Source organism: Bradyrhizobium sp. T-12 (assembly GCF_058314695.1).
Map to the genome: position 1 here is coordinate 6,503,079 of NZ_CM177756.1, position 23,271 is coordinate 6,526,349.

Annotated in this window: 25 protein-coding genes; 17 read left to right on the plus strand and 8 right to left on the minus strand. The window is 64.6% G+C overall.

What is annotated here, in order from left to right:
• Positions 1-124 precede the first annotated feature (124 nt).
• A complete protein-coding gene (gene pobA, locus AC0WRY_RS31010; protein WP_491122266.1) occupies positions 125-1,294 on the minus strand; it encodes a 4-hydroxybenzoate 3-monooxygenase in 1,170 nt (389 codons plus the stop codon).
• A 262-nt stretch (positions 1,295-1,556) separates the two neighbouring features.
• Between pobA and AC0WRY_RS31015 the strand changes: the two genes are divergently transcribed.
• The 9 genes from AC0WRY_RS31015 to AC0WRY_RS31055 all read left to right on the plus strand — a co-directional run bounded on the left by AC0WRY_RS31015 (position 1,557) and on the right by AC0WRY_RS31055 (position 10,665).
• Positions 1,557-2,573 carry a TRAP transporter substrate-binding protein gene (locus AC0WRY_RS31015; RefSeq protein WP_194404517.1) on the plus strand — a complete coding sequence of 339 codons (1,017 nt, stop codon included), beginning with the start codon at positions 1,557-1,559 and terminating at the stop codon, positions 2,571-2,573.
• Positions 2,574-2,784: 211 nt separating this feature from the next.
• A complete protein-coding gene (locus tag AC0WRY_RS31020; RefSeq protein ID WP_194404518.1) occupies positions 2,785-3,294 on the plus strand; it encodes a TRAP transporter small permease in 510 nt (169 codons plus the stop codon).
• 2 nt (positions 3,295-3,296) lie between these two features.
• On the plus strand, positions 3,297-4,616 hold the full coding sequence (locus AC0WRY_RS31025; protein WP_194404519.1) for a TRAP transporter large permease: 1,320 nt from the start codon (positions 3,297-3,299) through the stop codon (positions 4,614-4,616).
• Positions 4,617-4,818: 202 nt separating this feature from the next.
• Positions 4,819-5,277, plus strand: coding sequence for a DUF3237 domain-containing protein (locus AC0WRY_RS31030; RefSeq protein WP_194404520.1), 459 nt, complete (start codon positions 4,819-4,821; stop codon positions 5,275-5,277).
• Positions 5,278-5,529: 252 nt separating this feature from the next.
• On the plus strand, positions 5,530-6,339 hold the full coding sequence (locus AC0WRY_RS31035; protein WP_194404521.1) for a crotonase/enoyl-CoA hydratase family protein: 810 nt from the start codon (positions 5,530-5,532) through the stop codon (positions 6,337-6,339).
• A complete protein-coding gene (locus AC0WRY_RS31040; RefSeq protein ID WP_491122267.1) occupies positions 6,336-8,219 on the plus strand; it encodes a feruloyl-CoA synthase in 1,884 nt (627 codons plus the stop codon). Before AC0WRY_RS31035 ends, AC0WRY_RS31040 begins: the two co-directional genes overlap by 4 nt.
• A gap of 25 nt (positions 8,220-8,244) precedes the next feature.
• Positions 8,245-9,006, plus strand: coding sequence for an SDR family NAD(P)-dependent oxidoreductase (locus AC0WRY_RS31045; RefSeq protein ID WP_063200588.1), 762 nt, complete (start codon positions 8,245-8,247; stop codon positions 9,004-9,006).
• A gap of 9 nt (positions 9,007-9,015) precedes the next feature.
• Positions 9,016-9,435, plus strand: a complete 420-nt coding sequence (locus tag AC0WRY_RS31050; RefSeq protein WP_212067841.1) for an acyl-CoA thioesterase — start codon at positions 9,016-9,018, stop codon at positions 9,433-9,435.
• Positions 9,436-9,513: 78 nt separating this feature from the next.
• Positions 9,514-10,665, plus strand: a complete 1,152-nt coding sequence (locus AC0WRY_RS31055) for an ABC transporter substrate-binding protein (protein ID WP_194404524.1) — start codon at positions 9,514-9,516, stop codon at positions 10,663-10,665.
• A gap of 263 nt (positions 10,666-10,928) precedes the next feature.
• Here AC0WRY_RS31055 and AC0WRY_RS31060 read toward each other — a convergent pair whose 3' ends face one another.
• Entirely contained in the window at positions 10,929-11,657 is a 729-nt protein-coding gene (locus tag AC0WRY_RS31060) for a glutathione S-transferase family protein (RefSeq protein ID WP_491122268.1), read from the minus strand.
• A gap of 36 nt (positions 11,658-11,693) precedes the next feature.
• Complete coding sequence (locus AC0WRY_RS31065) at positions 11,694-11,954, minus strand: hypothetical protein (protein ID WP_212067839.1); 261 nt, start codon at positions 11,952-11,954, stop codon at positions 11,694-11,696.
• A 113-nt stretch (positions 11,955-12,067) separates the two neighbouring features.
• Here AC0WRY_RS31065 and AC0WRY_RS31070 point away from each other — a divergent pair, with 113 nt between their 5' ends.
• Together AC0WRY_RS31070 and AC0WRY_RS31075 are read left to right on the plus strand one after the other, a co-directional pair.
• Positions 12,068-12,766: a helix-turn-helix transcriptional regulator gene (locus tag AC0WRY_RS31070; RefSeq protein WP_194404527.1), complete on the plus strand. Its 699-nt coding sequence runs from the start codon at positions 12,068-12,070 to the stop codon at positions 12,764-12,766.
• Between the two features lie 16 nt (positions 12,767-12,782).
• Positions 12,783-13,106, plus strand: coding sequence for a YkgJ family cysteine cluster protein (locus tag AC0WRY_RS31075; protein WP_211415819.1), 324 nt, complete (start codon positions 12,783-12,785; stop codon positions 13,104-13,106).
• Here AC0WRY_RS31075 and AC0WRY_RS31080 read toward each other — a convergent pair.
• Both AC0WRY_RS31080 and AC0WRY_RS31085 read right to left on the minus strand, forming a co-directional pair.
• Positions 13,103-13,501, minus strand: a complete 399-nt coding sequence (locus AC0WRY_RS31080; protein WP_194404529.1) for a hypothetical protein — start codon at positions 13,499-13,501, stop codon at positions 13,103-13,105. The two genes, AC0WRY_RS31075 and AC0WRY_RS31080, sit on opposite strands and share 4 nt — an antisense overlap.
• 292 nt (positions 13,502-13,793) lie before the next feature.
• Complete coding sequence (locus AC0WRY_RS31085) at positions 13,794-14,141, minus strand: DUF3307 domain-containing protein (protein ID WP_194408461.1); 348 nt, start codon at positions 14,139-14,141, stop codon at positions 13,794-13,796.
• A gap of 414 nt (positions 14,142-14,555) precedes the next feature.
• On the opposite strand from AC0WRY_RS31085, the gene AC0WRY_RS31090 reads away from it, so the two are divergent.
• The 4 genes from AC0WRY_RS31090 (at position 14,556) to AC0WRY_RS31105 (ending at position 18,546) form a co-directional block, all read left to right on the plus strand.
• On the plus strand, positions 14,556-16,001 hold the full coding sequence (locus AC0WRY_RS31090) for a TAXI family TRAP transporter solute-binding subunit (protein ID WP_491122269.1): 1,446 nt from the start codon (positions 14,556-14,558) through the stop codon (positions 15,999-16,001).
• 260 nt (positions 16,002-16,261) lie between these two features.
• Positions 16,262-16,480, plus strand: a complete 219-nt coding sequence (locus AC0WRY_RS31095; protein WP_194404531.1) for a hypothetical protein — start codon at positions 16,262-16,264, stop codon at positions 16,478-16,480.
• Between the two features lie 160 nt (positions 16,481-16,640).
• Entirely contained in the window at positions 16,641-17,747 is a 1,107-nt protein-coding gene (locus tag AC0WRY_RS31100; RefSeq protein ID WP_491122270.1) for a cyclic nucleotide-gated ion channel, read from the plus strand.
• 13 nt (positions 17,748-17,760) lie between these two features.
• Entirely contained in the window at positions 17,761-18,546 is a 786-nt protein-coding gene (locus tag AC0WRY_RS31105; protein ID WP_194404533.1) for an enoyl-CoA hydratase/isomerase family protein, read from the plus strand.
• A 96-nt stretch (positions 18,547-18,642) separates the two neighbouring features.
• Here AC0WRY_RS31105 and AC0WRY_RS31110 read toward each other — a convergent pair whose 3' ends face one another.
• Positions 18,643-19,287: a glutathione S-transferase family protein gene (locus tag AC0WRY_RS31110; RefSeq protein WP_259217704.1), complete on the minus strand. Its 645-nt coding sequence runs from the start codon at positions 19,285-19,287 to the stop codon at positions 18,643-18,645.
• A gap of 88 nt (positions 19,288-19,375) precedes the next feature.
• On the opposite strand from AC0WRY_RS31110, the gene AC0WRY_RS31115 reads away from it, so the two are divergent.
• A complete protein-coding gene (locus AC0WRY_RS31115; protein WP_491122271.1) occupies positions 19,376-20,356 on the plus strand; it encodes a helix-turn-helix transcriptional regulator in 981 nt (326 codons plus the stop codon).
• 138 nt (positions 20,357-20,494) lie between these two features.
• Entirely contained in the window at positions 20,495-20,740 is a 246-nt protein-coding gene (locus tag AC0WRY_RS31120) for a hypothetical protein (RefSeq protein WP_194404536.1), read from the plus strand.
• A gap of 55 nt (positions 20,741-20,795) precedes the next feature.
• On the opposite strand, the gene AC0WRY_RS31125 is transcribed toward AC0WRY_RS31120, so the two are convergent.
• Together AC0WRY_RS31125 and AC0WRY_RS31130 are read right to left on the minus strand one after the other, a co-directional pair.
• Entirely contained in the window at positions 20,796-22,028 is a 1,233-nt protein-coding gene (locus AC0WRY_RS31125; protein ID WP_491122272.1) for an EAL domain-containing protein, read from the minus strand.
• Positions 22,029-22,299: 271 nt separating this feature from the next.
• Positions 22,300-23,265, minus strand: coding sequence for a fatty acid desaturase (locus tag AC0WRY_RS31130; protein ID WP_491122273.1), 966 nt, complete (start codon positions 23,263-23,265; stop codon positions 22,300-22,302).
• Between the last annotated feature and the right edge of the window lie 6 nt (positions 23,266-23,271).

Consider the following 23,271-nt stretch of genomic DNA (forward strand, 5'->3'; position numbering starts at 1 on the left):
GGTGGGCAAAAGCGAAGCGTGCCCACGAGCCTTTGCAATGATGAAAAGATGGTGGGCACGGCGCTTTGCGCCTTTGCCCACCCTACGGCACCGTCTTCGCGGTTACGGCACCGTCATCGCCGCCCTAAAACGGCAGCCCCACGTAGTTCTCCGACAGCGACGTCATGGCCGCCTGCGACTGCGTGACGTAGTCGAGCTCGGCGAGCTGGATGCGCGCGCCGATGGTGCCGGTGTCGGGGAATTTGTGCAGCATTGAGGTCATCCACCAGGAGAAGCGGACGGCCTTCCATACCCGCGCCAGCGCCGTGGCGGAATAGGCGTCGATGCCGGCGCTCGATTTCTCGTCGTAGAACTCGCGTAGCGCGCTCGACAGATAATGCGCATCGCTGGCGGCGAGGTTGAGACCCTTGGCGCCGGTCGGCGGCACGATGTGGGCGGCATCGCCGCACAGGAACAATTTGCCGAAACGCATCGGCTCGGCAACGAAGCTGCGCAAGGGCGCGATGCTCTTTTCGATCGAGGGGCCCGTGACGAGGCCGTCGGCGGCCTCCTGATCGAGCCGGCGCTTCAACTCGTCCCAGAAGCGATCGTCCGGCCATTGATCGACATGGTCGTCCAGCGAACACTGCACATAGTAGCGGCTGCGTCTGGTCGAGCGCATGGTGCAGAGCGCAAAGCCGCGGGCGTGGTTGGAGTAGATCAGCTCGTGGCTGACCGGTGGCGTCTCCGACAAAATGCCGAGCCAGCCGAACGGATAGACCCGCTCGAACTCCTCGATCGCCGAGGCCGGAACGCTGGCGCGGCTGACGCCGTGGAAACCATCACAGCCGGCGATGAAGTCGCAATCCAGCGTGTGAGTGACGCCGTCCTTCACCCAGGTTACGCGCGGGTGACTGCCGTCGAAATCATGCGGCTGCACGTCCCTGGCCTCGTAGACCGAGATGAGACCGGCGGCCTTGCGCGCATTCATCAGGTCGAGCGTGACCTCGGTCTGGCCGTAGATCATGACCGTCTTGCCGGTCGCGGCCTTCATGTCGATGCGATGACGGCGGCCGGAAAAGGCGAGCTCGATGCCCTCGTGCACCAGACCTTCGGCATGCGCCCGGGTTCCGGCGCCGACCTGGTCGAGCAGCGCGACGGTTCCCTCCTCCAGCAGGCCGGCCCGGATGCGGCCGAGCACATAGTCCGGGCTCTGCCGCTCCAGGATAACGTTATCGATGCCGTAGGCATGCAGCAGTTGCCCAAGCAACAATCCGGCCGGCCCGGCCCCGATGATTGCGACCTTTGTCCGCAATACTTGCTCCTTTCGATCCTGTAGGCTTTGGCCGGGCCGCTTGTCGCGCCGGCCCGCGGACGATAATTATATCATATAACGTTTGGGCAAAAGGGGAGCGATGGTCGCCCGGGCAGCGACAAATCCATGCAACATGGCTGACGTAGATGGCGCGCCGAGGCGTGTGCCAATTCCGGCTTGAACGCGCCGGCCAATTAGATAACATGTTAATTAACGAGACCGGGCCATCGAAGCCCGCCGTCGAAACAGGGAGAGATGCGTGATGAGAAAAGCCTGTCTGGCATTGCTGCTGGCCGCGAGCGTGACGCCTGCCTTGGCGCAGGACAAGACCTTCGATTTGAAGATCTCGCACTGGGTGCCCGCCTCGCATCCGCTGCAGAAGTCGCTGGAGGACTGGGCCGCGGCGGTCGAGAAGGATTCCGGCGGCACCATCAAGGGCAAGGTGTTTCCCGCCCAGCAGCTCGGCAAGGCGTTCGACCATTACGACATGGCGCGGGACGGCATTGCCGACGTCACCTACGTCAATCCCGGCTACCAGCCCGGCCGCTTCCCGATCATCGGCGCCGGCGAACTGCCGTTCCTGATCTCGGACGCCAAGGGCGGCTCGATGGGGCTGGACGCCTGGTATCGCAAATACGCCGAGAAGGAGATGAAGGACGTCAAATACTGCCTCGCCTTCGTCCACTCGCCCTCCTCCTTCCATTCCAAGACCAAGAAGATCGTCATGCCCGAAGACGTAAAGGGCATGAAGATCCGCCCGGCGCACGCCACCATGGCGAACTTCGTCACCTCGCTCGGCGGCACCAACGTGCAGTCCTCGGCACCGGAAGTTCGCGACATCATCGAGCGCGGCGTGGCCGACGGCGTCACCTTCCCCTGGGGCTCCCTGGTGCTGTTCGGCATCGACAAGGTGACCAAATACGACATGGAGGCGCCGCTCTACACCACGACCTTCGTGTTCGTGATCAACAAGGACAAGTACAATGCGATGTCCGACAAGCAGAAGGCCGCGATCGACAAGAACTGCTCCGTCGAGATGGCCGGCGTGGTCGGCGAGCACTGGGGCAAGTTCGAGGATGCCGGCATCGACAAGGTGAAGGCCGAATCCGGCCACGAGGTCTACAAGCTGACACCCGAGCAGACCGCCGCCTGGAAGAAGGCCGCCGAGCCGCTGGTGAAGACCTGGAGCGAGGGCGCCAAGAAGGGCGGCGCCGATCCCGATGCCGCGCTGGCGGAGCTCAAGGCCTCGCTGAAGAAGTACAACGCGCTGGCGGAGTGAGGCCGGGCTGCGGCCGCGCGCTCGCTGCACCTCTCCCGCTTGCGGGAGAGGTCGCGCCGAAGGCGCGGGTGAGGGCTTTCTCCTCTTGGGGGTTCTCGATTGTGGAAGCACCCTCTCCCCAACCCTCCCCCGCAAGCGGGGGAGGGAGCGCACCTTCTTCGCGGCAACAGCTGAACCCAGCTTCGCTAATTCTAGATAGGACTCATCGCCCATGAAGCGCTCCTGGATGGACCGCATCATCGACACGATCGAATGGATCGCGGCCGGCTTCGTCGGCATTGTCGCGCTCGACATCTTCCTGTCGGTGCTGCTGCGCAACACGCTGAACTATTCGATCCCCGACAGCTTCGACATCGGCCGCATGCTGCTCGGCATCCTCATTTTCTGGGGCATCGCGGCGACCTCCTATCGCGGCACCCACATCACGGTCGACCTCGTCTGGGGCAATGTCGGGCCGCGCTATCAGCGCTGGATCGACGTGTTCGCAACCTTGGTTCTGCTGTTCGTCGTCACCGTGCAGACCTGGACGCTGTTCGACAAGGTGCGCGGCACCTACAACGACAACGTCCAGACCTTCGACATGCACATGCCGACCTGGCCGTTCTTCGCGATCGCCTGGATCGGCGACGTTTCCGCCGTGCTGCTGATCGCGATCCGCACCTACCGATTGATCTTCCATCCTGAAGACATGCACGATCCCAAATTGAAGGCGACGGAGTAATCATGAGCACCGATGCCGTCGCCTTAATCGGCTTCGTTTCCCTGTTCGCCCTGATGCTGCTGCGCGTGCCGGTCGGCATGGCCATGGGCCTCGTCGGCGTCTCCGGCTTCGCCTATCTGGTCAACGGCAATGCTGCGCTGAAGCTGGTCGGCCAGACCTCGATGCGCACGGTCACCGACTACACGTTCGGCGTCATCCCGATGTTCCTGCTGATGGGCTCGTTCGTGTCCAATTCCGGCATGAGCCGCGAGCTGTTCCGCGCCGCCAACGGTTTCGTCGGACACTTGCGCGGCGGGCTCGGAATCGCCACCGTCGGCGCCTGCGGCGGCTTTGCCGCGATCTGCGGCTCATCGGTCGCGACCGCCGCGACCTTCTCCGCCGTCGCTTACCCCGAGATGCGCCGCTTCGGCTATCCGCAGTCCTTTGCGACCGGCGTGATCGCCGCGGGCGGAACACTGGGCGCGATGCTGCCGCCCTCAACCGTGCTCGCCGTCTACGGCATCATCACCGAGCAGGACATCGGCAAGCTGTTCATCGCCGGCATCATTCCGGGCCTGCTGGCGATGTCGATGTACATGATCACGATCTTCCTGATCGGCTATTTCCGGCCCGACTTCCTGCCCAAGGGCAAGGTGACGCCATGGCGTGAGCGCTTTGCCGGCCTGAAGGAGATCTGGGCGCCGGTGCTGCTGTTCGTGTTCGTGATCGGCGGCCTCTACGGCCTGCCCTTCCTGCCGCGTTTCACGCCGACGGAAGCCGGCGGCGTCGGTGCCGCGGGCGCCTTCATCATCGGCGTGGTCACCGGGCGGCTCGACCGCGAGAAGATCCTGGCCTCGCTGCTGCAGGCGACACGCACCGCAGCCGCCGTCTTCACCGTGCTGATCGGCGCGCTGATCTTCGGCTATTTCCTCACGGTGACGCAGACGCCGCAGAAAGTGACCGAGTTCCTCACCGGCCTTGGCCTGGGCAGCTACGGGGTGCTGGCGCTGATCATGGTGATGTATCTCGTGCTCGGCTGCCTGATGGACGCCATGGCGATGATCATCCTCACCGTGCCCATCATCTTCCCCGTCATCACCCACCTCGGCTTCGACCCGATCTGGTTCGGCGTCATCATCGTGATGACCGTGGAGCTCGGCCTGATTCATCCGCCGGTCGGCATGAACGTCTTTGTCATCAAGAGCGTGGTGAAGGACGTCTCCTTCTCCACGATCTTCAAGGGCGTGATCCCGTTCGTGGTCACCGATCTGATCCGCCTCGTGATCCTGATCGCCTTCCCGCTGCTGGCGACCTGGCTGCCGACACGGATGATGGCGAATTAGGAGACGTGATAGAGCGGCGAGTTATCTTCCCCTCTCCTGGGAGAGGGTGGCTCGCCGCGATAGCGGCGAGACGGGTGAGGGGTCTCTCTCCGCATGCACCTGCGTTTGCGGAAGCAACCCCTCATCCGGCGCTTCGCGCCACCTTCTCTCACAAGGGGAGAAGTTAGGGCAGTGGCGCACTGCGATACATTGGAGGCGACCGATGATCCCCATCCTCGAGACCAAATACGTCTTCACCATCACCGCGCGCATCGGCGACGTCGTGACAGCCGGCGAGACCGGGATCGGCGTTCGCCGTATCATTCCGATCATCGGCGGCGAAGTGACGGGCGCGATATCAGGCAAGGTGCTCCCCTTCGGCGCCGACTTCCAGACCATCCGCCCCAACGAGCTGATCGATCTCGAGGCGAAATATGCCTTCGAGACCGACGACGGTGCCGTGGTCTATGTCGAGAACAAGGGCATGCGTTTTGGCCCGGTCGAACTGCTGCAGAAGCTCAAACGCGGCGAGCCGGTCGATCCCAAGCTGATCTATTTCCGCACCGTGCCGAAGTTCGAGACCGGGCACGAGAAATATCGCTGGCTGATGGAGCACATTTTTGTCGGCTCGGCCGCGCGCCATGCGGATCGCGTGGTGATCGACGTGCATCAGGTGGTGTGACAACATCATCCATCGTCGTCCCTGCCTGATGCGCAATTGCGCACGGGGCGCAGGAAGCCATACCGCGTGATTTATCGAGTGCGGGCGGTCGGCGTACCGAAGGACGAGCCTTCGCCAAACTCCTCCCTGGGGTTATGAGTCTCTGCGTGCGTGCGCAGGGAGGACATAGTGTGCAGAGCAGCATTCTGCGGCCCGTGACCTTGACTCCCCCAAAATTCGTTATACAACATAACTATTCTGACAAGGACGCAAATGACACAGGGAAACGCCGAGACCGCTGATGCGGGTGCCTCCGGGCTGCTCCGGATCGAGAGGGCGGACCGGGTTCTGACCGTGGGTCTGAACCGGCCGGCCAAGCGCAATGCGCTGAACGACGGCATCATCCTGGAAATCGGCGCGTGTTTCGCCAACCTGCCCGAGGACATCGGCGCGGTCGTCATCCACGGCATCGGCGATCATTTCTCCTCGGGCCTCGACCTCTCCGAACTGACCGAGCATGACGCGACCGGCGGCCTGCTGCATTCCCAGATGTGGCACCGGGTGTTCGACCGCATCCAGTACAGCCGCGTTCCCGTGATCGCGGCGCTGAAGGGCGCCGTGATCGGCGGCGGGCTGGAGCTGGCCTGCTCGGCGCATATCCGCGTCGCCGAACCCTCGACCTATTTCGCGCTGCCCGAGGGACAACGCGGCATCTTCGTCGGCGGCGGTGGCTCGGTGCGGCTGCCCCGGCTGATCGGCGTCGCCCGGATGATGGACATGATGCTGACGGGCCGCGTCTACAGCGCGACCGAAGGCGCCTCCTACGGTTTCGCGCAATATGTGACGGAAAGCGGCAACGCCCTCGGCAAGGCGATGGAGCTCGCGACCAAGGTTGCCTCCAACGCGCCGCTGACGAATTTCGCCGTGCTCCAGGCGCTGCCGATGATCGCGGAGGCCAATCCGCAGACCGGCCTCCTCATGGAATCGCTGATGGCGACCGTCGCGCAGAGCGACAAGGAGGCCAAGCGGCGGATCCGCGAATTCCTCGAGCACAAGACCGCAAAGGTGAAGCCCAAGTCATGAGCGCGCAGCCGTCCTCTTCCAGCATGGAGCGCGGCGCGAGCACTTTCCCGCTGCGGCCCATCTCGTTCGGCGATCCCGTCGTCGACATCGAACGTCGCGACGACGGCACGATTTATCTGCGGCCGAAGCAGCCGCTCGGCGACTATCCCGTCCGCATCACCGACCGCCTGCATCATTGGGCGGCGACCACGCCGGATCGCGTCTTCATGGCGGAGCGCGAAGGCGGCCGCGGCTGGCGCAAGATCACTTACGCCGAGCTGCTCACCGCGAGCCGGCACATCGCGTCCAGCCTGATTGCGCGCGGCCTGTCGGCGGAGCGGCCGGTCGTCATCCTGTCCGGCAATTCGATCGACCACGCCTTGCTCGCGTTCGGCGCGTTCTATGCCGGCATTCCGTTCTGCCCGGTGTCGCCGGCCTATTCGCTGGTGTCGAAGGATTACGGCAAGCTGTCCTATCTGATGAAGCTGCTGACGCCCGGCCTCGTCTTCGCCGAGGATGCCGACAAGTTTGCCGATGCGCTCGCCGCCAATGTCTCGCTCGGCACCGAGATCGCAGCGTCCTACGGCCATGTGCCCGGGCGCGACGTCACCCTGCTCGCCGACCTCATGGCGGCGCCGATCCGCGGCGATCTCGACGAGGTCCATGGCAGGATCGGCCCCGACACGATCGCAAAGTTCCTGCTGACCTCGGGCTCGACCGGCAACCCGAAGGCCGTCATCAACACCCAGCGCATGATCTGCGCCAACCAGGTGATGCTGCGCGAGACGCTCGCCTTCCTGAAGGACGAGCCGCCCGTCATCATCGATTGGCTGCCCTGGAATCACACCTTTGGCGGCAACCACAATATCGGGCTGACGCTCTACAATGGCGGCTCGATGTATCTGGACGCCGGCAAGCCGATGCCCGGCGGCATCGAGGAGACCGTGCGCAATCTCCAGGAGATCTCGCCGACGGTCTATTTCAACGTGCCCAAGGGCTATGAATCGCTGCTGCCCTATCTGCGCGACGACCAGGGCCTGCGCGCAAAGTTTTTCGACCGGCTGCACGCGATGTTCTTCTCGGGCGCCGCGCTCTCGCCCTTCATCTGGGACAGTCTCGACGAGCTCGCGGTGAAGGAAAAAGGCTATCGCGTGCCGATGCTGACCGGACTCGGGGCGACCGAGACCGCGCCGTTCTTCATGTCGGTCAACCCTCGCACCAGCCGCTCCGGCCATGTCGGCCTGCCGGTGTCGGGCAACGACGCCAAACTGGTGCCGAACAACGGCAAGCTTGAGGTGCGCGCCAAGGGGCCGAACGTCATGCCCGGCTATTGGCGCCAACCCGACATCAGCGCGAAATCCTTCGACGAGGAGGGATTTTACAAGATGGGCGATGCGCTCAAGCCCGCAGATCCCGACGATCTCAACGCCGGCTTCGATTTCGACGGCCGCGTCGGTGAAGACTTCAAGCTCGCCAGCGGCACCTGGGTCAGCGTCGGTCCCCTGCGTGCACGCCTCACGGCGGCCTGCGCGCCGCTGGTGCGCGACGTCGTCATCGCCGGCATCAACCGCGACGAGGTCTCCGCGCTGGTCGTGCTCGACCTCGACGGTTGCCGGCTGATCAACCCGACGCTGCCGACCCACGATCTCGTCGTCGCGACGCGCGACCGCCTGGTGCGCGAAGCCTTCCGCGAGCGCCTGACGCGCTTCCTCAGCCAGGCCACGGGATCCTCGACGCGGATCACGCGCGCGATCCTGATGGACGCACCGCTCTCGATCGACAAGGGCGAGGTCACCGACAAGGGCTCGATCAACCAGCGCGCCGTGCTCGAGCACCGCGCCGAATTGATCGAGGAGCTCTACGCTGCCAATCCGTCGGGCCGTGTGATATCGGTCGGATAAGAAATCATCGCATTAGGAGAACGCCATGTTGTTGAAGGATCAGGCAGCCATCGTCACCGGCGGCGCATCGGGACTGGGCGCTGCCACCGCGCGAAAACTGGCGGCGCAGGGCGCCAAAGTCGCGGTCTGCGACCTCAATACCAAGCTTGCCGAGACAGTTGCCGCCGAGATCAAGGGCGTGGCCGTGACCTGCGACGTCTCCGATGCCGCCTCCGCTGAAGCTGCGGTCGCGCAGGCCGCGAAAGCTCATGGCCCGGCGCGCGTGCTAGTCAATTGCGCCGGCATCGGTGTTGCCAAGCGCGTGGTCGGCCGCGACGGTCCGATGGCGCTCGCCGATTTCGACAAGGTGATCAAGGTCAATCTGATCGGCACCTTCAACATGCTGCGCCTTGCCGCCACCGAGATGTCCAAGCTCGAGCCGCAGGCGACCGGCGAGCGCGGCGTCATCATCAACACGGCGTCCGTCGCCGCCTATGACGGCCAGATCGGCCAGTCCGCCTATTCGGCCTCCAAGGGCGGCATCGTCGGCATGACGCTGCCGATCGCGCGCGAGCTCGCGCAGTTCGGCGTCCGCGTGCTGACCATCGCACCCGGCCTGTTCCTGACGCCGCTGCTGGCGAACCTGCCGCAGGAAGCCCAGGACTCGCTCGCCGCCGCGATCCCCTTCCCGCGCCGGCTCGGCCAGGCCGACGAATTCGCCGCGCTCGCGCTGCACATGGTCGAGAATGCGTACCTGAACGGCGAAGTGGTGCGCCTCGACGGCTCGCTGCGCATGGCGCCGAAGTAAGGCCAGCCCATGTTCGTGAACCGGCGCGAGGTCCAGATCCAGTGGGGCGATTGCGACCCCGCCAACATCGTCTATTACCCGCGCTATTTCGCGATGTTCGACGATTCGACCTCGACCCTGTTCGAGGTCGCCGGGTTCTCCAAGCAGGACCTGGTCCGCAAATACGGCCTGGTGGGCATCCCCATGGTCGACACGCGGGCCAAGTTCTACATCCCCTCGACCTATGGCGACTGGATCACCATCGAAACGAAGATCGAAAGCATCAAGCGCTCCAGCTTCGAGGTGAAGCACAATGTCTACAAGGGCGAGTCGCTGGCGATCGAGGGGTTCGAGACCCGCGTGCTGGTCGGCCGCGATCCCGTTAACCCCGACAAGCTGAAATCGGCACCATTCCCGGCGGAAATGGTAGCCAAATTCACGGGAAGCTAAATCGCCGCATCACCAAAAGAGGGGGCTGAATTACCCCCCGATTTCTGCTTTCAAAGAAATACGTAAAGGGAGGAATAAATGAAACGCTTTTACCTGACTGCCGCGATCGCCGCGGCGACGCTGGCCCTGCCCGCACTGCCCGCACTGGCCCAGACCAGCGACATCACCATCGGCATCACCACCACCACGACCGGTCCCGGCGCAGCACTCGGCATCCCCGAGCGTAACGCGCTGGAGTTCGTGCCGAAGGAAATCGGCGGCGTGCCGCTGAAGGTGATCGTGCTCGACGACGGCGGCGATCCCACCACGGCAACCACCAACGCGCGCCGCTTCGTGACCGAATCCAAGGCCGACATCATCATGGGCTCGGCGCTGACGCCGCCGACGATCGCGGTCTCCAACGTCGCCAACGAAGCCGGCATTCCGCATTTCGGCCTCGCACCGTTCCCGATCACGCCGGAGCGCATGAAGTGGTCGGTGGCGATGCCGCAGCCGATTCCGATCGTCGGCAAGGTGCTGTACGACCACATGAAAGCCAAGGGCGTGAAGACGCTCGGCTATATCGGCTACTCCGATTCCTATGGCGATCTCTGGTTCAACGATTTGAAGGCCCAGGCCGTGCCGATGGGCATGACCATCGTCGACGAGGAGCGTTTCGCCCGTCCCGACACCTCGGTGACCGGTCAGGTGCTCAAGCTCGTCGCCGCCAATCCCGACGCGATCCTGGTCGGCGCGTCCGGCACCGCGGCCGCGCTGCCGCAATCCGAGCTGCGTGAACGCGGCTACAAGGGCCTGATCTACCAGACCCACGGTGCCGCCAGCATGGACTTCATCCGCATCGCCGGCAAAGCGGCGGAAGGTGTGCTGATGGCTTCGGGCCCGGTGATGGACCCGGAAGATCAGCCGGACGAAGCCGCCACCAAGAAGCCGGGCCTCGCGCTGAACTCGGCCTATGAGGCCAAGTACGGTCCGAACAGCCGCAGCCAGTTCGCCGGTCATTCCTACGATGCCTTCGAGATTCTCAAGCGCATCATCCCGACCGCGCTGAAGACCGCCAAGCCGGGCACGCCCGAATTCCGCGAAGCGATCCGCAAGGCGCTGCTGTCGGAGAAGGAGCTGGCGGCGAGCCAGGGCGTCTACAACTTCACTGAAAAGGACCGCTACGGCCTCGACGAGCGCTCGCGCATCCTGCTCACGGTGAAGGACGGCAAATACTCGCTGGTGAAGTAGACGCAGCGGCAGGATTGAGACGACGAGAGCCGGCCCGATAGGCCGGCTCTTTGTTTTGGCAATTGATCGCGACTGCCGCCGCGGCGTTGCTGCGCTCCCTCTCCCGCTTGCGGGAGAGGGTTGGGGAGAGGTTGCCTCCGCAACGGGATTGTCTGAGGTCTACGGGCGAAGTCTCCCAGCGGAGAGAGCCCCCACCCGGCGCTTCGCGCCGACCTCCCCCGCGAGCGGGAGAGGTTACACCGAGCTCGCAGACACGCTGGAGGCTAAGCCGCCTGCCGCAGCGGGATCCAGGCGAACTCGGGATAGTAGTTGCCCATCATGCGGTCGACGAAGGCGGTGAGGTTCGGAAACCCTTCCGCGCGCTCGCGCAAGACCGATTCGAAGAACGGCGTAAGGATGCCGGCAAGCATGCCGAAGGCGGTGGCGTCGACGCCGCAGGGCTTGTTGCCCATCAGGTACGCCTTGTCGCCGAGCTGTACCGAGAGCGCAAAGAGCGAGCGCACGGCGAGGTCGACGTCGTCATCGGGCGCGTGGCGGCCGAGGCCCGAGAGCAGATAGTTCTCGGCGACGCGGAACTGCGCGTCCTCGCGTAGCTTCTCGCGGTTGTGCTCCGGCGCGCCGTCGAAGAAATGCGCAGGTCCCTTGGCGAAATTCACCGGATCGACCCAGCGCGCCCCGACCAGCCCCCAATAGACATGGTGCTCGATCATGCGTTCGAACGCCCAGGCCTGCGCCCGCTCGGCCAGCGACAGGCCGGCGTCGAAATCGAAGCCGTAGCGGCGCTCGATATGGGCGCGAATGAAGGTGGAATCAGCCACCGCCTCGCCGCCGTCGTCGATGAACGGCAATTGCCCCTTGGGAGAGGCCGGCGGCATCGCCCGCTCCTTCCGGTAGGGCAGTCCCGCCATCTTGAGCTGCACCTCCGTCTTGGTGACGAAGGGGCTGATTTCCGGCAGGCCGAAGCCGGTGCCAAAGCCGTAAAGCGTGATCATGCGAGCTCTCCTGAACCTCTCGGAAGTTGGCGGAACCTAGCGACCGGCTGCTGCCACCATGGTGGCAGCAGCCGTGATATCTTCTGCGAAGCGGGCCCCCTGCCAGGCGCGGCCCATCACATGGCGGACCAGCGCGTCCGCGGCCTGGGTCAGCGAGCGTGCCACGACGCTTGCAAGGGCAAACCGGAGGTCGACGGCCATGAGATCGAGCGAAACGAGGCGGGCGAGCGCCGACACGGACCACGCCTGGGCCCGCAGCATCGGAATGGCCGGGCCGAAATGGGTCGGAATGATCATGGACAAATCCTCTTCAGTCGCTGTGTTGTCCCGGTATAGAACCCCCCTGCTGCCAACATCCTGTCAGCAGCCGCGCGCCGCCTTCTGAAAAAACCACCGATGAGAGAATTGTCATGAGACGCGCCGACCGGCTGTTTCAGATCATCCAGGTGCTGAGACGCACGCGTAAGCCGCTGACGGCGGACGCCATCGCGGCCGAGCTCGAGACCTCGAAGCGCACGATTTATCGCGACATCGCAACGCTGATCGGCCAGCGCGTGCCGATCCGCGGGGAAGCCGGCATGGGCTACATCCTTGAAAAGGGTTTTGACCTGCCGCCCTTGATGCTGACGCCCGACGAGATCGAGGCGGCCGTGCTGGGCGCACAATGGGTCGCCGGCCATGCCGATTCGGCACTGGCGCGCGCGGCCGAAGATCTGATGGCGAAGATCGCCGACACCGTCCCCGAGCGCCTGCGTCCCTTCGTGCTGGAGCCGGCGAGCCGCGCACGCCCAAGCTGGAACCGGGAGCCGGACCGCCTGGACATGGTGCGCACCCGCACCCAGATCCACGAAGGCAAGAAGATCATGCTGCGCTATCGCGACGAGCAGGGCCGCGCCAGCGAGCGCATGATCTGGCCGATCTCGGTCGGCTATCTCGAGGCCGTGCGCCTGCTCGCCGCCTGGTGCGAGCTGCGCGGCGACTTCCGCAGCTTCCGCACCGACCGCGTGGTGGAGGCGAATTATCTCGAGGAGAAATATCCGGAACGACGCGACGTGCTGCGCGCAAGATGGCGGCAGAGTCTGGTCTGGGGCCCGCCCAAGGATACCTGAAGGACACGTGACGAGGATGCAAGAAAGCTCCCCCATCGATCCGTCGAGCTGCTGCCAGAGTTGCGGCGCATGCTGCGGCTATTCGGCCAACTGGCCGCGCTTCTCGATCGAGAGCGACGAGGAGCTTGCTGCGATCCCGCAAGCCCTGATCAACGAACGCCAATCCGGCATGCGGTGCGAGGGCGATCGTTGCTCGGCCCTACAGGGCGACATCGGGAAAGCAACCGCGTGCGGCATCTATGCGATGCGGCCGGAGGTGTGCCGCACCTGCATGCCGGGCGATGCCGAATGCGCAATGGCGCGGCGGAAGTTCGGGCTGCCTGTGATCGCGAGCGCTTAGGCGGGGACTGCTTCGCTGATCTCGTCGTCGAACTCGTCCTCGAGCGGCGCGAGCACCGAGAGCGGCTTGGTCGACAGCGTGATCGGCTTGCGGCCGCCCGACAGCGACGGCGAGGATTTCGCCGCGCCTTCCCGCGACAGCGCGTAGAGCGTCGAGCCGACACGGCCGCCGTTCTCGATCAGGTCGCGCTCGGTGCAGCTCGCTGCGATCACGACCGCCAGCGAGTGCAGATGGTTGCGGCGATAGCAGAACAGCGCCAGCCTGGCGCGTGCGTCAGGGGAAACACTCTCAACCAACCTCGGCAGGCCGCTCTCGCTGGCGCGATACATCTCGCCAAGGAGTTCGTCGCGAACCGGGCAGAAATCGCTTTCAAAGGCGTCGCGGCTTGAAAACATTGCAGTTCTCCCTCGTGTGAGGAAGATGCAGCGCAATTCTCTAATGAAAGGTTAACCACGCTGCCCGGTAGTCACCCGGGGTCCTTGCGCGTTGGCCGCGAATCGGAGGGGCCACGGTGCGGGATCCGAGGACTACCGCTCCGGCTGGAGCGAAGGGCACCAGGGCCTCCGCGGCGTCATGGCCGGGCTTGCCCCGGCCATCCACGAACAGCCGAGACGCACGAAAGAACGTGGTGCCAAGCCCGGGCATGACGACCTTTGGTGCCAATGAAGATTTGGCCCGCTCAAGCAGTCAGTTCGCCGCCATGAAGATGGAGAGGCCAAAACCGGTGAGATGGTGCAGCGCCTGGTCGACGCCGATCAGTGTCCAGAACCAGGGATGCGCAAGATCGACCCCGAAATTCGCCGAAACAAACCCCTTGGCACGGTCGATCGTGATGTGGATCACGAAGTCGATGAGGGCCACGAACCAGAATTTCGGCGCCACGATCAAGATCAGCGGCAGTGCAACCGCAAGGTGAATCAGGCAGTGCACCAGAAGCGGCAGGGCCCAGCCGTGCTTCTGGTCCTTGCCGTGCGCCATCCAGGCGGTCTGGAGGACGAAATCGGCGATGATGTGCTTGAAGGTGAGCAGCAACATCCAGCCAATGAGCGCTTCGACCGGAATCGCCGATGACATGGGTGGAAACGACAAGGCTGACGCCCTCATTGACGTGACAAGAAAAATTGGAGCGTTCAGCGCAACTTCTTCTTGGACCAGTTCTGGACCGGTCAAATCGCCGGGACGCGCGATTTATGACATCTCCCGCGGCGGAATGCAGCCGGGGGAACCGGAAAATCGCCAAGTGTGGCTAACTGGTGATAGGATGACCAATCGCCGCGGACGTGTCGCGTAAGGTTACCATCGGCTCGGAATTTGCATTCCGTGACCTTCGCGCTATCATTCCGGATAGAGAATATCGTTCTTTTTTCAGACCTTTACGAATTTCAGGGCGCTCCGCGCGATCGCATCCGCAAGCCGCCCGCCACCCGAGAATAAGGCCAGAGTGCTGCCATGAGTACTGAAGGCCCGGATTCGTCACTCATCGAGCCGCCGCCCCGGCGCTCCAAGGTGATCAAGACCAATCAGCAGCAGGTCTTCCTCTACGTCGTGCTGACCCTGCTGTTGTCGCTCGCCACCGTCTGGGGCGGCCGCGCCATGCTGCACAATTCGGAAACGCTGACCTTTGCCGTCGGCGCTCCCAACAGCGACGAGGCGCTGTTCGCCGCCAAGCTCGCCGCCGTGCTGAAGTCCAACGCCTCGCGCTTCCGGATCAAGATCGTCAACAACGCCGATAACGCCAAGGCGCTCGCACAGTTCGACCGCAAGCAGGCCGACCTCGCGGTCCTGCGCACCGACGCCAAGGTCCCGCTGCGGGCACGCACGCTCGCGATCCTCGAGCACGATCTCGTGCTGCTGCTGGGCCCCGGCAACAAGAAGATCAAATCGATCGCCGAACTGAAGAAGAAGAAGGTCGCCGTTCTCGCCGAGAGCGAATCCTCCCTCGCCTTCGTCCGCAGCATCCTCGACATCCCCGACGGTCCTGATGCCGGGAAGATCCAGATGGCGCCGCAGGGCGCAACGCTCGACAAGCTGTTCGCACCGTCAAACGGCTTCGGCGCGGTCATCGCCATCGTCCATGCCTCCCGGGCGGTGCGCGACAAGGCCTATGAGCAACTCGCCAAGCGCGGCGGCTTCACGCTCAACGCGATCGACGAGGCCAAGGCGCTGGCGCGCAGGCTTCCCGGCATTTCCAGCGAGACGCTGACGGCAGGCACGCTGTCGACCTCGCCGCAAATTCCCGACGACGACCTCGACACGATCGGCCTGGAATGGCTGCTGGTCGCGCAATCCAGAATGTCCCCTACCACGGCGGGCGAACTCGCACGCACCGTTTACGAGAACAAATCCGCACTCGGGCTCGACAACAGCTTTGCCACCAGAATTGAGCCGGCCTCGACCGAGAAGGACGCCTTCGTGATGGCGCACCAGGGGGCGGCCGACTACATCAACGACGACACCAAATCGTTCATGGATAAGTACAGCGACCTGATGTATCTGGGCGCCGCCGCGCTCAGCGTCATCGGTTCGATCTTCGCCGCGATCTACGCCAAGATCACGCGCATCGCGCCGGAGAAGGCCAGCGAGCTCTCCACCGCCATCCTCGACATCGGCGAGCGGATCGAGCACGCCCACTCTCTGGATCAGCTCGAATGTCTTCAGGACGAGCTCGAGGGCATTTTGCGCGGCGCCGTCATCGGCCTACGAGACGGCACGATCAGCACCGACGGGCTCGACACCTTCAAGCTCGGCTACGAGTTCGTCCGCGACGAGATCGGCATGCGCCGCGACTATCTGAAGCGTCATGCCAACGAGACCGAGAAGACGCCGCAGGGCGCGGGCCCTGCCCAGCATGACGACAGCAATGTCGTGGTGGTGAAGACCGCCCAGAGCGCCTGATAAGCGCGGTCGGGCCGCCACGACTCTCGTGTCCCGGACAGGCAGCACCGCCGAAGGCATTGCAGCGCTGAGCCGCGCTTAGCCGGGACCCGGGAGCCGCAGTATGTGCCGCTGGGCCCCGGCTCTGCAGCGCAACACTGCGTGCTGCGCTGCGTCCGGGGCATCAGACTGGGGTTGGGCCGCCAGCCCAGCGATATCGGCCGTCTGGAACTGCTGCGATCTGCAACCGTTGGTTCGCGATTGCAACCGGAGACCGCAGCATGCGTGCACTCCTCATCATCCTCCTGCTGGGAATGCTGGCGGCGGCCGGCTATTTCGCCTATTCCGCAATGATGGTTGAAGGTGACCCGATCCCGACGGAAGGCTACGTGGCGCTGGCGCTGGGCGCGGGGTTTTCCATCGTCGTCGGCATCGGGCTGATGGTGCTGCTGTTCTTCAGCAGCCGCCGCGGTTACGACGAGCCGCCGCATTTCAGGTAGACGCCCCGCCGGCAACGGCGGCACAGCGGACCCCGTCGCCGCCGCGCCGATCGCACGGCCTGCCCCGTCGTTGACGGCCCCCGCCCAGGCGGGCACTTTGGCGCCGACGTCCCAGCCGGGACCCCGAAGACCTGTCCCAAAGACCGAGCCGCCTTCCCGCATGTTCAAGCCGTTGATTTCCTCTCTGGCCCAGTTTGCGGCCGCCACGGCCGGCCGCAACATGACCAAGGCGGCCTATGTCGCGGTGAGCATCGGCGTGCTCAGCATGGTGCTGCTGTCGGACAAGCGGGCCCATGAGGCGCACGACTGGATCAGCGCTCTGCTCTGGACCTGCCTCGCCTATTTCGTATTCGAATGGCTGGTGCGGCTGCGTCATATGACGCAGCAAGGGCGGCTTTCGCTGTACATGTCCTCTTCTGCCGGGCTGGTCGACGCGACCGGGGCCCTGGCGGTGCCGGTCGCGCTGGTTCTCGGCGTCGAGCCCAGGACGGCCTGGCTGCTCAGCGTGCTCTGGGTGCTCAAGGTGGTGCCGGGCATTCCGGGCCTGCGGCAGCTTCGCCGCGTGCTGGTGCTGGAATCCGGGCCCCTGCTCAGCGTGCTCGTGATCTTCCTGATGGTGGTCTTCCTCGCCTCCGTCGCCGAATATTTCCTGGAGCGGGACGTGCAGCCGCAGACCTTCGGCAGCGTCCCCGCCGCGCTGTGGTGGGCCGTCGTCACACTCACGACCACTGGCTATGGCGATGCCGTGCCGGTCACGCCGCTGGGGCGGCTGGTGGCGGCCGCGGTGATGATCTCCGGCCTCGGTGTGTTCGGCCTCTGGACCGGCATCCTGGCGACCGGATTTGCCGCCGAGACGCGGCGCGACAATTTCCTCAAGACCTGGGAGGCCGTCAGCAAGGTGCCCTTCTTCGCGGCGCTCGGCCCCGCCGCGATTGCCGACGTCACTCACATGCTGCGGACCATGGAGCTGCCGGCGCGCACCATGATCATCCACAAGGGGGCGCAGGGCGATTGCATGTATTTCATCGCCGCGGGCGAGGTCGAGGTCGACCTTCCCGGCAAGAAGGTTCAGCTCGGCGAAGGCGCCTTCTTCGGCGAGATGGCGTTGCTCGGCAACAACAAGCGCGGCGCCAATGTTTCGACCACGAAAGTGTCGCGGCTTCTGGTACTCGACCTCGTCGACTTCCGCGTGCTGATGGCACGGCACCCGGATCTCGCCGAGACCATCGATGCCGAGGCGAAACGCCGCGCGCTCGAAAACAAGTAGAATGGAGACAAGAATGTCGGATACCACCGACGCGGCGACCGGCCCCCTGCTCGAACGCGACGGCGCGCGCGCCACCATCCGCCTCAACCGTCCCAAGCATCTCAACCGGCTCCAGGCGGAAGACCTCGGCGAGCTCGTCAGGCTGTTCGACCTGGTCGAGGCTGATCCGGCCATCCGCGTGCTGGTGTTGACCGGCACCGGGCGCGCCTTCTCCGCGGGGTATGACCTCAACTCGGTCGCCGAGCGCGCCGTCAGCGCAAACGAGCAGCAGAGCGCGGGCTCCGCCTTCGAGGTCGTCGTCAACCGGTTGGAGGATCTCGGCGTGCCGACGATCTGCCGGCTCAACGGCGGCGTCTATGGCGGCTCGACCGATCTCGCACTCGCCTGCGATTTCCGGATCGGCGTCGACACCGCCGAGATGTTCATGCCGGCGGCGCGACTCGGGCTGCATTATTACCCGAGCGGCATCAAACGCTACGTCACACGGCTCGGCCTCGACAATGCGAAAAGGCTGTTCCTGACCGCGCAAAAGATCAGCGCGCCGGAGATGCTGCGCATCGGCTACCTGACCGCCATGGTGCCGGAAGAGACGCTCGACGAGGAGGTCGACAGACTCGCCGGCATCCTCGCCGGCAACGCGCCGCAGGCCATGCGCGGCATGAAGCGCGCAATCAACGAATTCGCCCGCGGCGAGCTCGATGATCGCGCCGCCGACCAGCGCCACCGCGACAGCATGCGCGGCGACGAGATCAAGGAAGGCATCAAGGCGTTTGCGGAGAAGAGAGCGCCGAAGTTTTAGCTCCGAGTCTTCGCAAAACACCACCCTGTGGTTATGAGTCCCGGGTCTGCGCTTACGCATTTCCGGGACGACACTGAATGTGAGGCGCGCGCGCCCTCAGCCTCCGACCGCCTTGGCATGCTCCGCAGCCATCTCGTCATCCGCCGCGTTGATGCGCTGGTAAGCGGGCCGCGCGGTCATGCGCTCGGCATAGCGGACGAAGACGTCCTTCTTCGGCACGATGCCGAACATCATGGTCCAGCTGAACGCCACGCCCCACAACACGTCGGCGGCCGTCATGCGCTCGCCGAGCAGGTACGGTCCCTTCGACAGCTGCGCTTCGAGCGCACCGAGCATGGTGTCGTAATCCGCATAGGGCGACTGTGTGATCGGCGCCGGCTCGCGCTGCATGAACTTGTCAATCAGCGCCGGCTCGAAGGATGAGCCGTAATAGGCGATCCAGCGCAGGTAAGGACCGCGCAAGGGATCGTTCAGCGCGGGCGTCAGACCGGCCTGCGGGAAGAGGTCGGCGAGATAGATGGTGATCGCGACCTGCTCGGTCACGAGCGCCTCGCCGTGGCGGATCGCCGGGACCTTGCCGAGCGGATTGATGGCGAGATAGGCGGGCTGGCGTTGCTCGCCGGCCTTCATGTTGAGGACGTGGAGGTCGTAGGGTGCGCCCAGTTCCTCGAGCAGCACCCGCGTGCCGGTGGCACGGCTTTGCGGTGAATAATACAGGGTGATGCGGTTCGGATCGGTCATGGCAAGTCTCCTGGGGCGCCGTCGGGCGAGGCCCTAGCTCTACGCGACCATACCTGACATCCTGTGTCAGGTATGGTTTAAGGAAATCATGCGCGCGAGCCGGATGTTGTCGATCCTCACCACCCTCCAGGCCAAGGGCCAAGTCACCGCGCCCGAGCTTGCGGAGGCCTGCGAGGTCTCGGTGCGCACGATCTATCGCGACATCGACGCGCTGGCGGCATCCGGCGTGCCCGTCTATGCCGACCGCGGCGCGGAGGGCGGCTATCGCCTGCTCGACGGCTATCGCGTGCGCCTGAACGGCCTGTCGCAGAGCGAGGCCGGCGCGCTGTTCCTCGCAGGGCTCCCGGGCCCCGCCGCGGCGCTCGGGCTCGATGCCGCGATGATCGCCGCACAGAACAAGCTGATGGCGGCGTTGCCCGTCCACCTGCGTCAGGATGCCAGCCGGATGCAGGAGCGGTTTCATCTGGATGCGCCCGGCTGGTTCGGTGAGACGGAAGAGCCGGAGCATCTGCGCACGATTGCCGGCGCGCTGCTGCAGGGGACACTGATCAAGATCCGCTACCAGAGCTGGCGGTCCGAGAAGCGGCGCCGCCTCGCGCCGCTCGGCCTCGTGCTGAAGGGCGGGAGTTGGTACCTCGCAGGCCAGGTCGATGCCAACGTGCGCACCTATCGCGTCGCGCGCGTGCTCGACTGCACGCCTCTCGACGATCGCTTCGAACGTCCTGACAATTTCGATCTCGCCGCCTATTGGCAGGCCGCAACGCTGCGCCTCGAGGCCGAGATGCATCCCAATGTCGCGGTGGTGCGGCTGTCGCCGTTCGGCGTCAAGCTGCTCGACGCGCTGAGCCAGCCCTACGTCAAGGCACGCACGCAGCTCGAAGAGACCATCGATGCCGACGGCTGGCGCATCGCGCGCGTGCCTGTCGGCAAGACATCCTGGCACGCCGCAGCCGAATTGTTACGGCTCGGCCCCGAGGCCGAGGTGCTGGAGCCCGCCGATCTCCGCGACAAGATGGTGGAGATGACGCAGGCAATGGCCGCGCGCTATCGCACGGCGCGGAAAACATGACGACGGCACATTCCGCCGCAGGCCACGAAACAATCCTGAAACACGATTCTCATCATCACGCATGAACGCAATCCCATCTCGGCCCGACCGAGATGCAGGGACACAACAACGGCCTTCGCGCCATACTGGAGAATGAAAATGTTTCGTAAGCTTGCTCTTGGTCTGATCGCCGCCGGTTCGCTCGGCGCTGCCGCTCTCGCGCCGACCGCCGCCTCGGCCCACGGCATCCACCCGCACTGGCATCACGGCTGGGGTCCGGGCTTTGGCTTTGGCGGCGTCTACGTCAACACCGGCGTCAGCAACTGCTACCAGGAGCGCGTCGTCCAGACCCGCCATGGCCTGCGCGTGCGCGTCGTGAATGTCTGCGCCTACGGGATCTACTGAGCCCGCCTGTATCGTTGACGCAGCCCCGGTCGTTCCGCGACCGGGGCTCGCCGTCTCAACTTGCGAGCGCAGTCGGTATTGCAGAGGCGGCCCGCTCGTCCGCCAGGGCGTTGTGCTCGGAGATCCATCGTTCGGCGCGCGCACGCCGCAGCGAGGGCGCAAACAGGAACCCCTGGGCGACATCGCAACCGATCCGGCGGATGATTTCGAGCACCTCCGGGTTTTCGACGCCCTCGGCCACCACTTTCATGTTGAACGCCTTCGCAAGCGCCACGGAGGCATCGACGATCTTCATCATGTCGTCGTCGGATTCGCAGCCCTTGATGAAGGACTGGTCGATCTTCAGCTCGCTGAACGGAAGACGCACCAAGGCGGCAAGCGACGAATAGCCGGTGCCGAAATCGTCGATCGCCGTGCCGATCTTCTTGATCCGCAGCCGCACCAGAATGTCGTTGGCACGATCGACGTCGGCCATCGCCGAGGTCTCGGTGATCTCCACCGTCAGCGAGGAGGGAGAGATATTTTCGCGGCCCAGGATCTCCTCGATCCGGTCTGGCAAGGCCAGATCCGACATCAGCGAACCCGAGATGTTGACGGCGATGGTGAAACCGGGATTGCGCTCGATCAGCTTGCGGCCCTGCGACATCGCCGATGACAGGATGCAATCGGTCACCTCGCGCATGAGGCCGGCTTCCTCGGCGATCGGAATGAAGATCATGGGCGAGACCATGCCGAATTCGGCGGTGCGCCAGCGTGCGAGTGCCTCGGCGCCGACGACCCTTCCGCTCTCGAGCGCGATCTTCGGCTGAAACTCAACGAAGAATTCGCGGTCGGCAAGGCCCCGCATGATTCGCTCCGGCGTGATCCGGAGCTGCGGCGCGGCGGATGTCGCGGCCAGCGGCGCGCGCCGCGGCAATTCCAGGGCGCTGCGCAGACGATTCAGATCGAGCGGCTTGGTCAGGCATCCGCCGACCGACAGCTTCAATCCGTTCGCGACCCGTCGCGTGGCCTTCATGACACGATCATCGCAGCCGCTGATGATCACGATCGACATTGCGCGAAGGCCGGCTTCCGCGACGTAGCGCAGCAGCTCCACCCCGTCACGACCGCCGAGCGACAGGTCGAGCGCCATGATCTCGAAAGCTTCGCGCGCCAGAAGCTCGGTTGCGGCCTCGTAGGAGGACGCAACGACCGTCTCGTAGCCGAGCTTCGCCCCGATCTTGCCGATCAGAACCCGCTGCACCAGATCGTCGTCGACCACCAGAAGACGGCCTCTCGTCGCACTCATCACCAATCTCCAGACACCGGCGGCGTTGATGACTTCAACGCTTAGAGCAGCGGCCTCGCCTGGTTATGAATACAAGACGGCTAAAACTTTCCCGATCCGGAAGGATTCGTTAGGCACGTTCCCCAGGGCATTCAAGTCATTGATTTTCATCGGAATTATTCGCCGCACGTGCGAGCGGTATCTGAATCTTCCACGGCACGCGCAAGTGCAATGAACACGTCGTAAAGCTCCCTGTCGGAAGCCGGCAAATGCACAACGGGCTACGGAGCCTTCATCGGCGCTCGTTCGCTTGCGCTGCCCGCAGCTGCCGGCGAAACCAAGCCCAGGTCTCGCGCGTCGTCCTGATGTAGCCGTGGCCGCGATGGACAATCTCGCCGTCGACGATTGCGTTCAGCTTCGGCAGTGCGTGAAACGGGATCGACGGATAGGCGTGGTGCTCGACATGGTAGGGCATGTTCCACGCGAACCATTTGACGACCGCGCCGGTATAGGTGGTGCGCGTGTTCTCAAAAGCGCTGCGCGTGCGCTCGCAGCCGGTGTGCTCGGCATAGAGATAGGGCCGCAGGAAGAACTGCCCGATCACGAGCGGGACGATCCAGACCCAAAGCAGCAGCGCTGAGGAGAACCATAGCGACAGCGCGAGCAGCAGGACGTAGAGCGCGGCATAGGCACGCGCCTCGCGCACGATGACGGCGCGCTTGCTCTCGGGAATCCAGGGCACGGTGATGTTGCCGGTGATCGCATGGCCGAGCATCAGCCGGAGACGGCCGGCGACCTGGAGCAAGCCGCTATAGGCCACCGCGAGCTGCGTGTCGGATGCCGGCTTCACCCCGACGATCAGCTCGGGATCCTTGTCCGGATCCTGGGTGTAGCGGTGATGGTCCCAGTGAAACAGGCAGTAATATTCGTAAGGCAATCCGATGATGAAGGCCGAGAGATGGCCCACGGCGAGATTGAGGCCGCGGCTTTTGAACGCGGTCTTGTGCGCGGTCTCGTGCACGGCCATGAACAGGAAGGCGACGACATAGCCCTGCACTGCCATCAACGGCAGGGCCCAGAGCACGCCCCATGTCGAGGAAACCTTCCAGATCAGCGCAACCAGCAGCGCGATCGCGCCATAATGGCCGAGGCTCTGCACGGCGCCCCTGAGATCGGAGCGGGCCGACAGTTGGCGCAGCATCGCGGGCGTCAGCGGCTTCAGGCGGTGGCCGGGCTCTGAAACGGTCGCGTCGGTCATGATCGG

Coding starts and splice junctions, on each gene's coding strand:
- AC0WRY_RS31015 (WP_194404517.1), top strand. CDS start 1,557: ATGAGAAAAGCCTGTCTGGCATTGCTGCTGGCCGCGAGCGTGACGCCT.
- AC0WRY_RS31020 (WP_194404518.1), top strand. CDS start 2,785: ATGAAGCGCTCCTGGATGGACCGCATCATCGACACGATCGAATGGATC.
- AC0WRY_RS31025 (WP_194404519.1), top strand. CDS start 3,297: ATGAGCACCGATGCCGTCGCCTTAATCGGCTTCGTTTCCCTGTTCGCC.
- AC0WRY_RS31030 (WP_194404520.1), top strand. CDS start 4,819: ATGATCCCCATCCTCGAGACCAAATACGTCTTCACCATCACCGCGCGC.
- AC0WRY_RS31035 (WP_194404521.1), top strand. CDS start 5,530: ATGACACAGGGAAACGCCGAGACCGCTGATGCGGGTGCCTCCGGGCTG.
- AC0WRY_RS31040 (WP_491122267.1), top strand. CDS start 6,336: ATGAGCGCGCAGCCGTCCTCTTCCAGCATGGAGCGCGGCGCGAGCACT.
- AC0WRY_RS31045 (WP_063200588.1), top strand. CDS start 8,245: ATGTTGTTGAAGGATCAGGCAGCCATCGTCACCGGCGGCGCATCGGGA.
- AC0WRY_RS31050 (WP_212067841.1), top strand. CDS start 9,016: ATGTTCGTGAACCGGCGCGAGGTCCAGATCCAGTGGGGCGATTGCGAC.
- AC0WRY_RS31055 (WP_194404524.1), top strand. CDS start 9,514: ATGAAACGCTTTTACCTGACTGCCGCGATCGCCGCGGCGACGCTGGCC.
- AC0WRY_RS31060 (WP_491122268.1), bottom strand. CDS start 11,657: ATGATCACGCTTTACGGCTTTGGCACCGGCTTCGGCCTGCCGGAAATC.
- AC0WRY_RS31065 (WP_212067839.1), bottom strand. CDS start 11,954: ATGATCATTCCGACCCATTTCGGCCCGGCCATTCCGATGCTGCGGGCC.
- AC0WRY_RS31070 (WP_194404527.1), top strand. CDS start 12,068: ATGAGACGCGCCGACCGGCTGTTTCAGATCATCCAGGTGCTGAGACGC.
- AC0WRY_RS31075 (WP_211415819.1), top strand. CDS start 12,783: ATGCAAGAAAGCTCCCCCATCGATCCGTCGAGCTGCTGCCAGAGTTGC.
- AC0WRY_RS31080 (WP_194404529.1), bottom strand. CDS start 13,501: ATGTTTTCAAGCCGCGACGCCTTTGAAAGCGATTTCTGCCCGGTTCGC.
- AC0WRY_RS31085 (WP_194408461.1), bottom strand. CDS start 14,141: ATGTTGCTGCTCACCTTCAAGCACATCATCGCCGATTTCGTCCTCCAG.
- AC0WRY_RS31090 (WP_491122269.1), top strand. CDS start 14,556: ATGAGTACTGAAGGCCCGGATTCGTCACTCATCGAGCCGCCGCCCCGG.
- AC0WRY_RS31095 (WP_194404531.1), top strand. CDS start 16,262: ATGCGTGCACTCCTCATCATCCTCCTGCTGGGAATGCTGGCGGCGGCC.
- AC0WRY_RS31100 (WP_491122270.1), top strand. CDS start 16,641: ATGTTCAAGCCGTTGATTTCCTCTCTGGCCCAGTTTGCGGCCGCCACG.
- AC0WRY_RS31105 (WP_194404533.1), top strand. CDS start 17,761: ATGTCGGATACCACCGACGCGGCGACCGGCCCCCTGCTCGAACGCGAC.
- AC0WRY_RS31110 (WP_259217704.1), bottom strand. CDS start 19,287: ATGACCGATCCGAACCGCATCACCCTGTATTATTCACCGCAAAGCCGT.
- AC0WRY_RS31115 (WP_491122271.1), top strand. CDS start 19,376: ATGCGCGCGAGCCGGATGTTGTCGATCCTCACCACCCTCCAGGCCAAG.
- AC0WRY_RS31120 (WP_194404536.1), top strand. CDS start 20,495: ATGTTTCGTAAGCTTGCTCTTGGTCTGATCGCCGCCGGTTCGCTCGGC.
- AC0WRY_RS31125 (WP_491122272.1), bottom strand. CDS start 22,028: ATGAGTGCGACGAGAGGCCGTCTTCTGGTGGTCGACGACGATCTGGTG.
- AC0WRY_RS31130 (WP_491122273.1), bottom strand. CDS start 23,265: ATGACCGACGCGACCGTTTCAGAGCCCGGCCACCGCCTGAAGCCGCTG.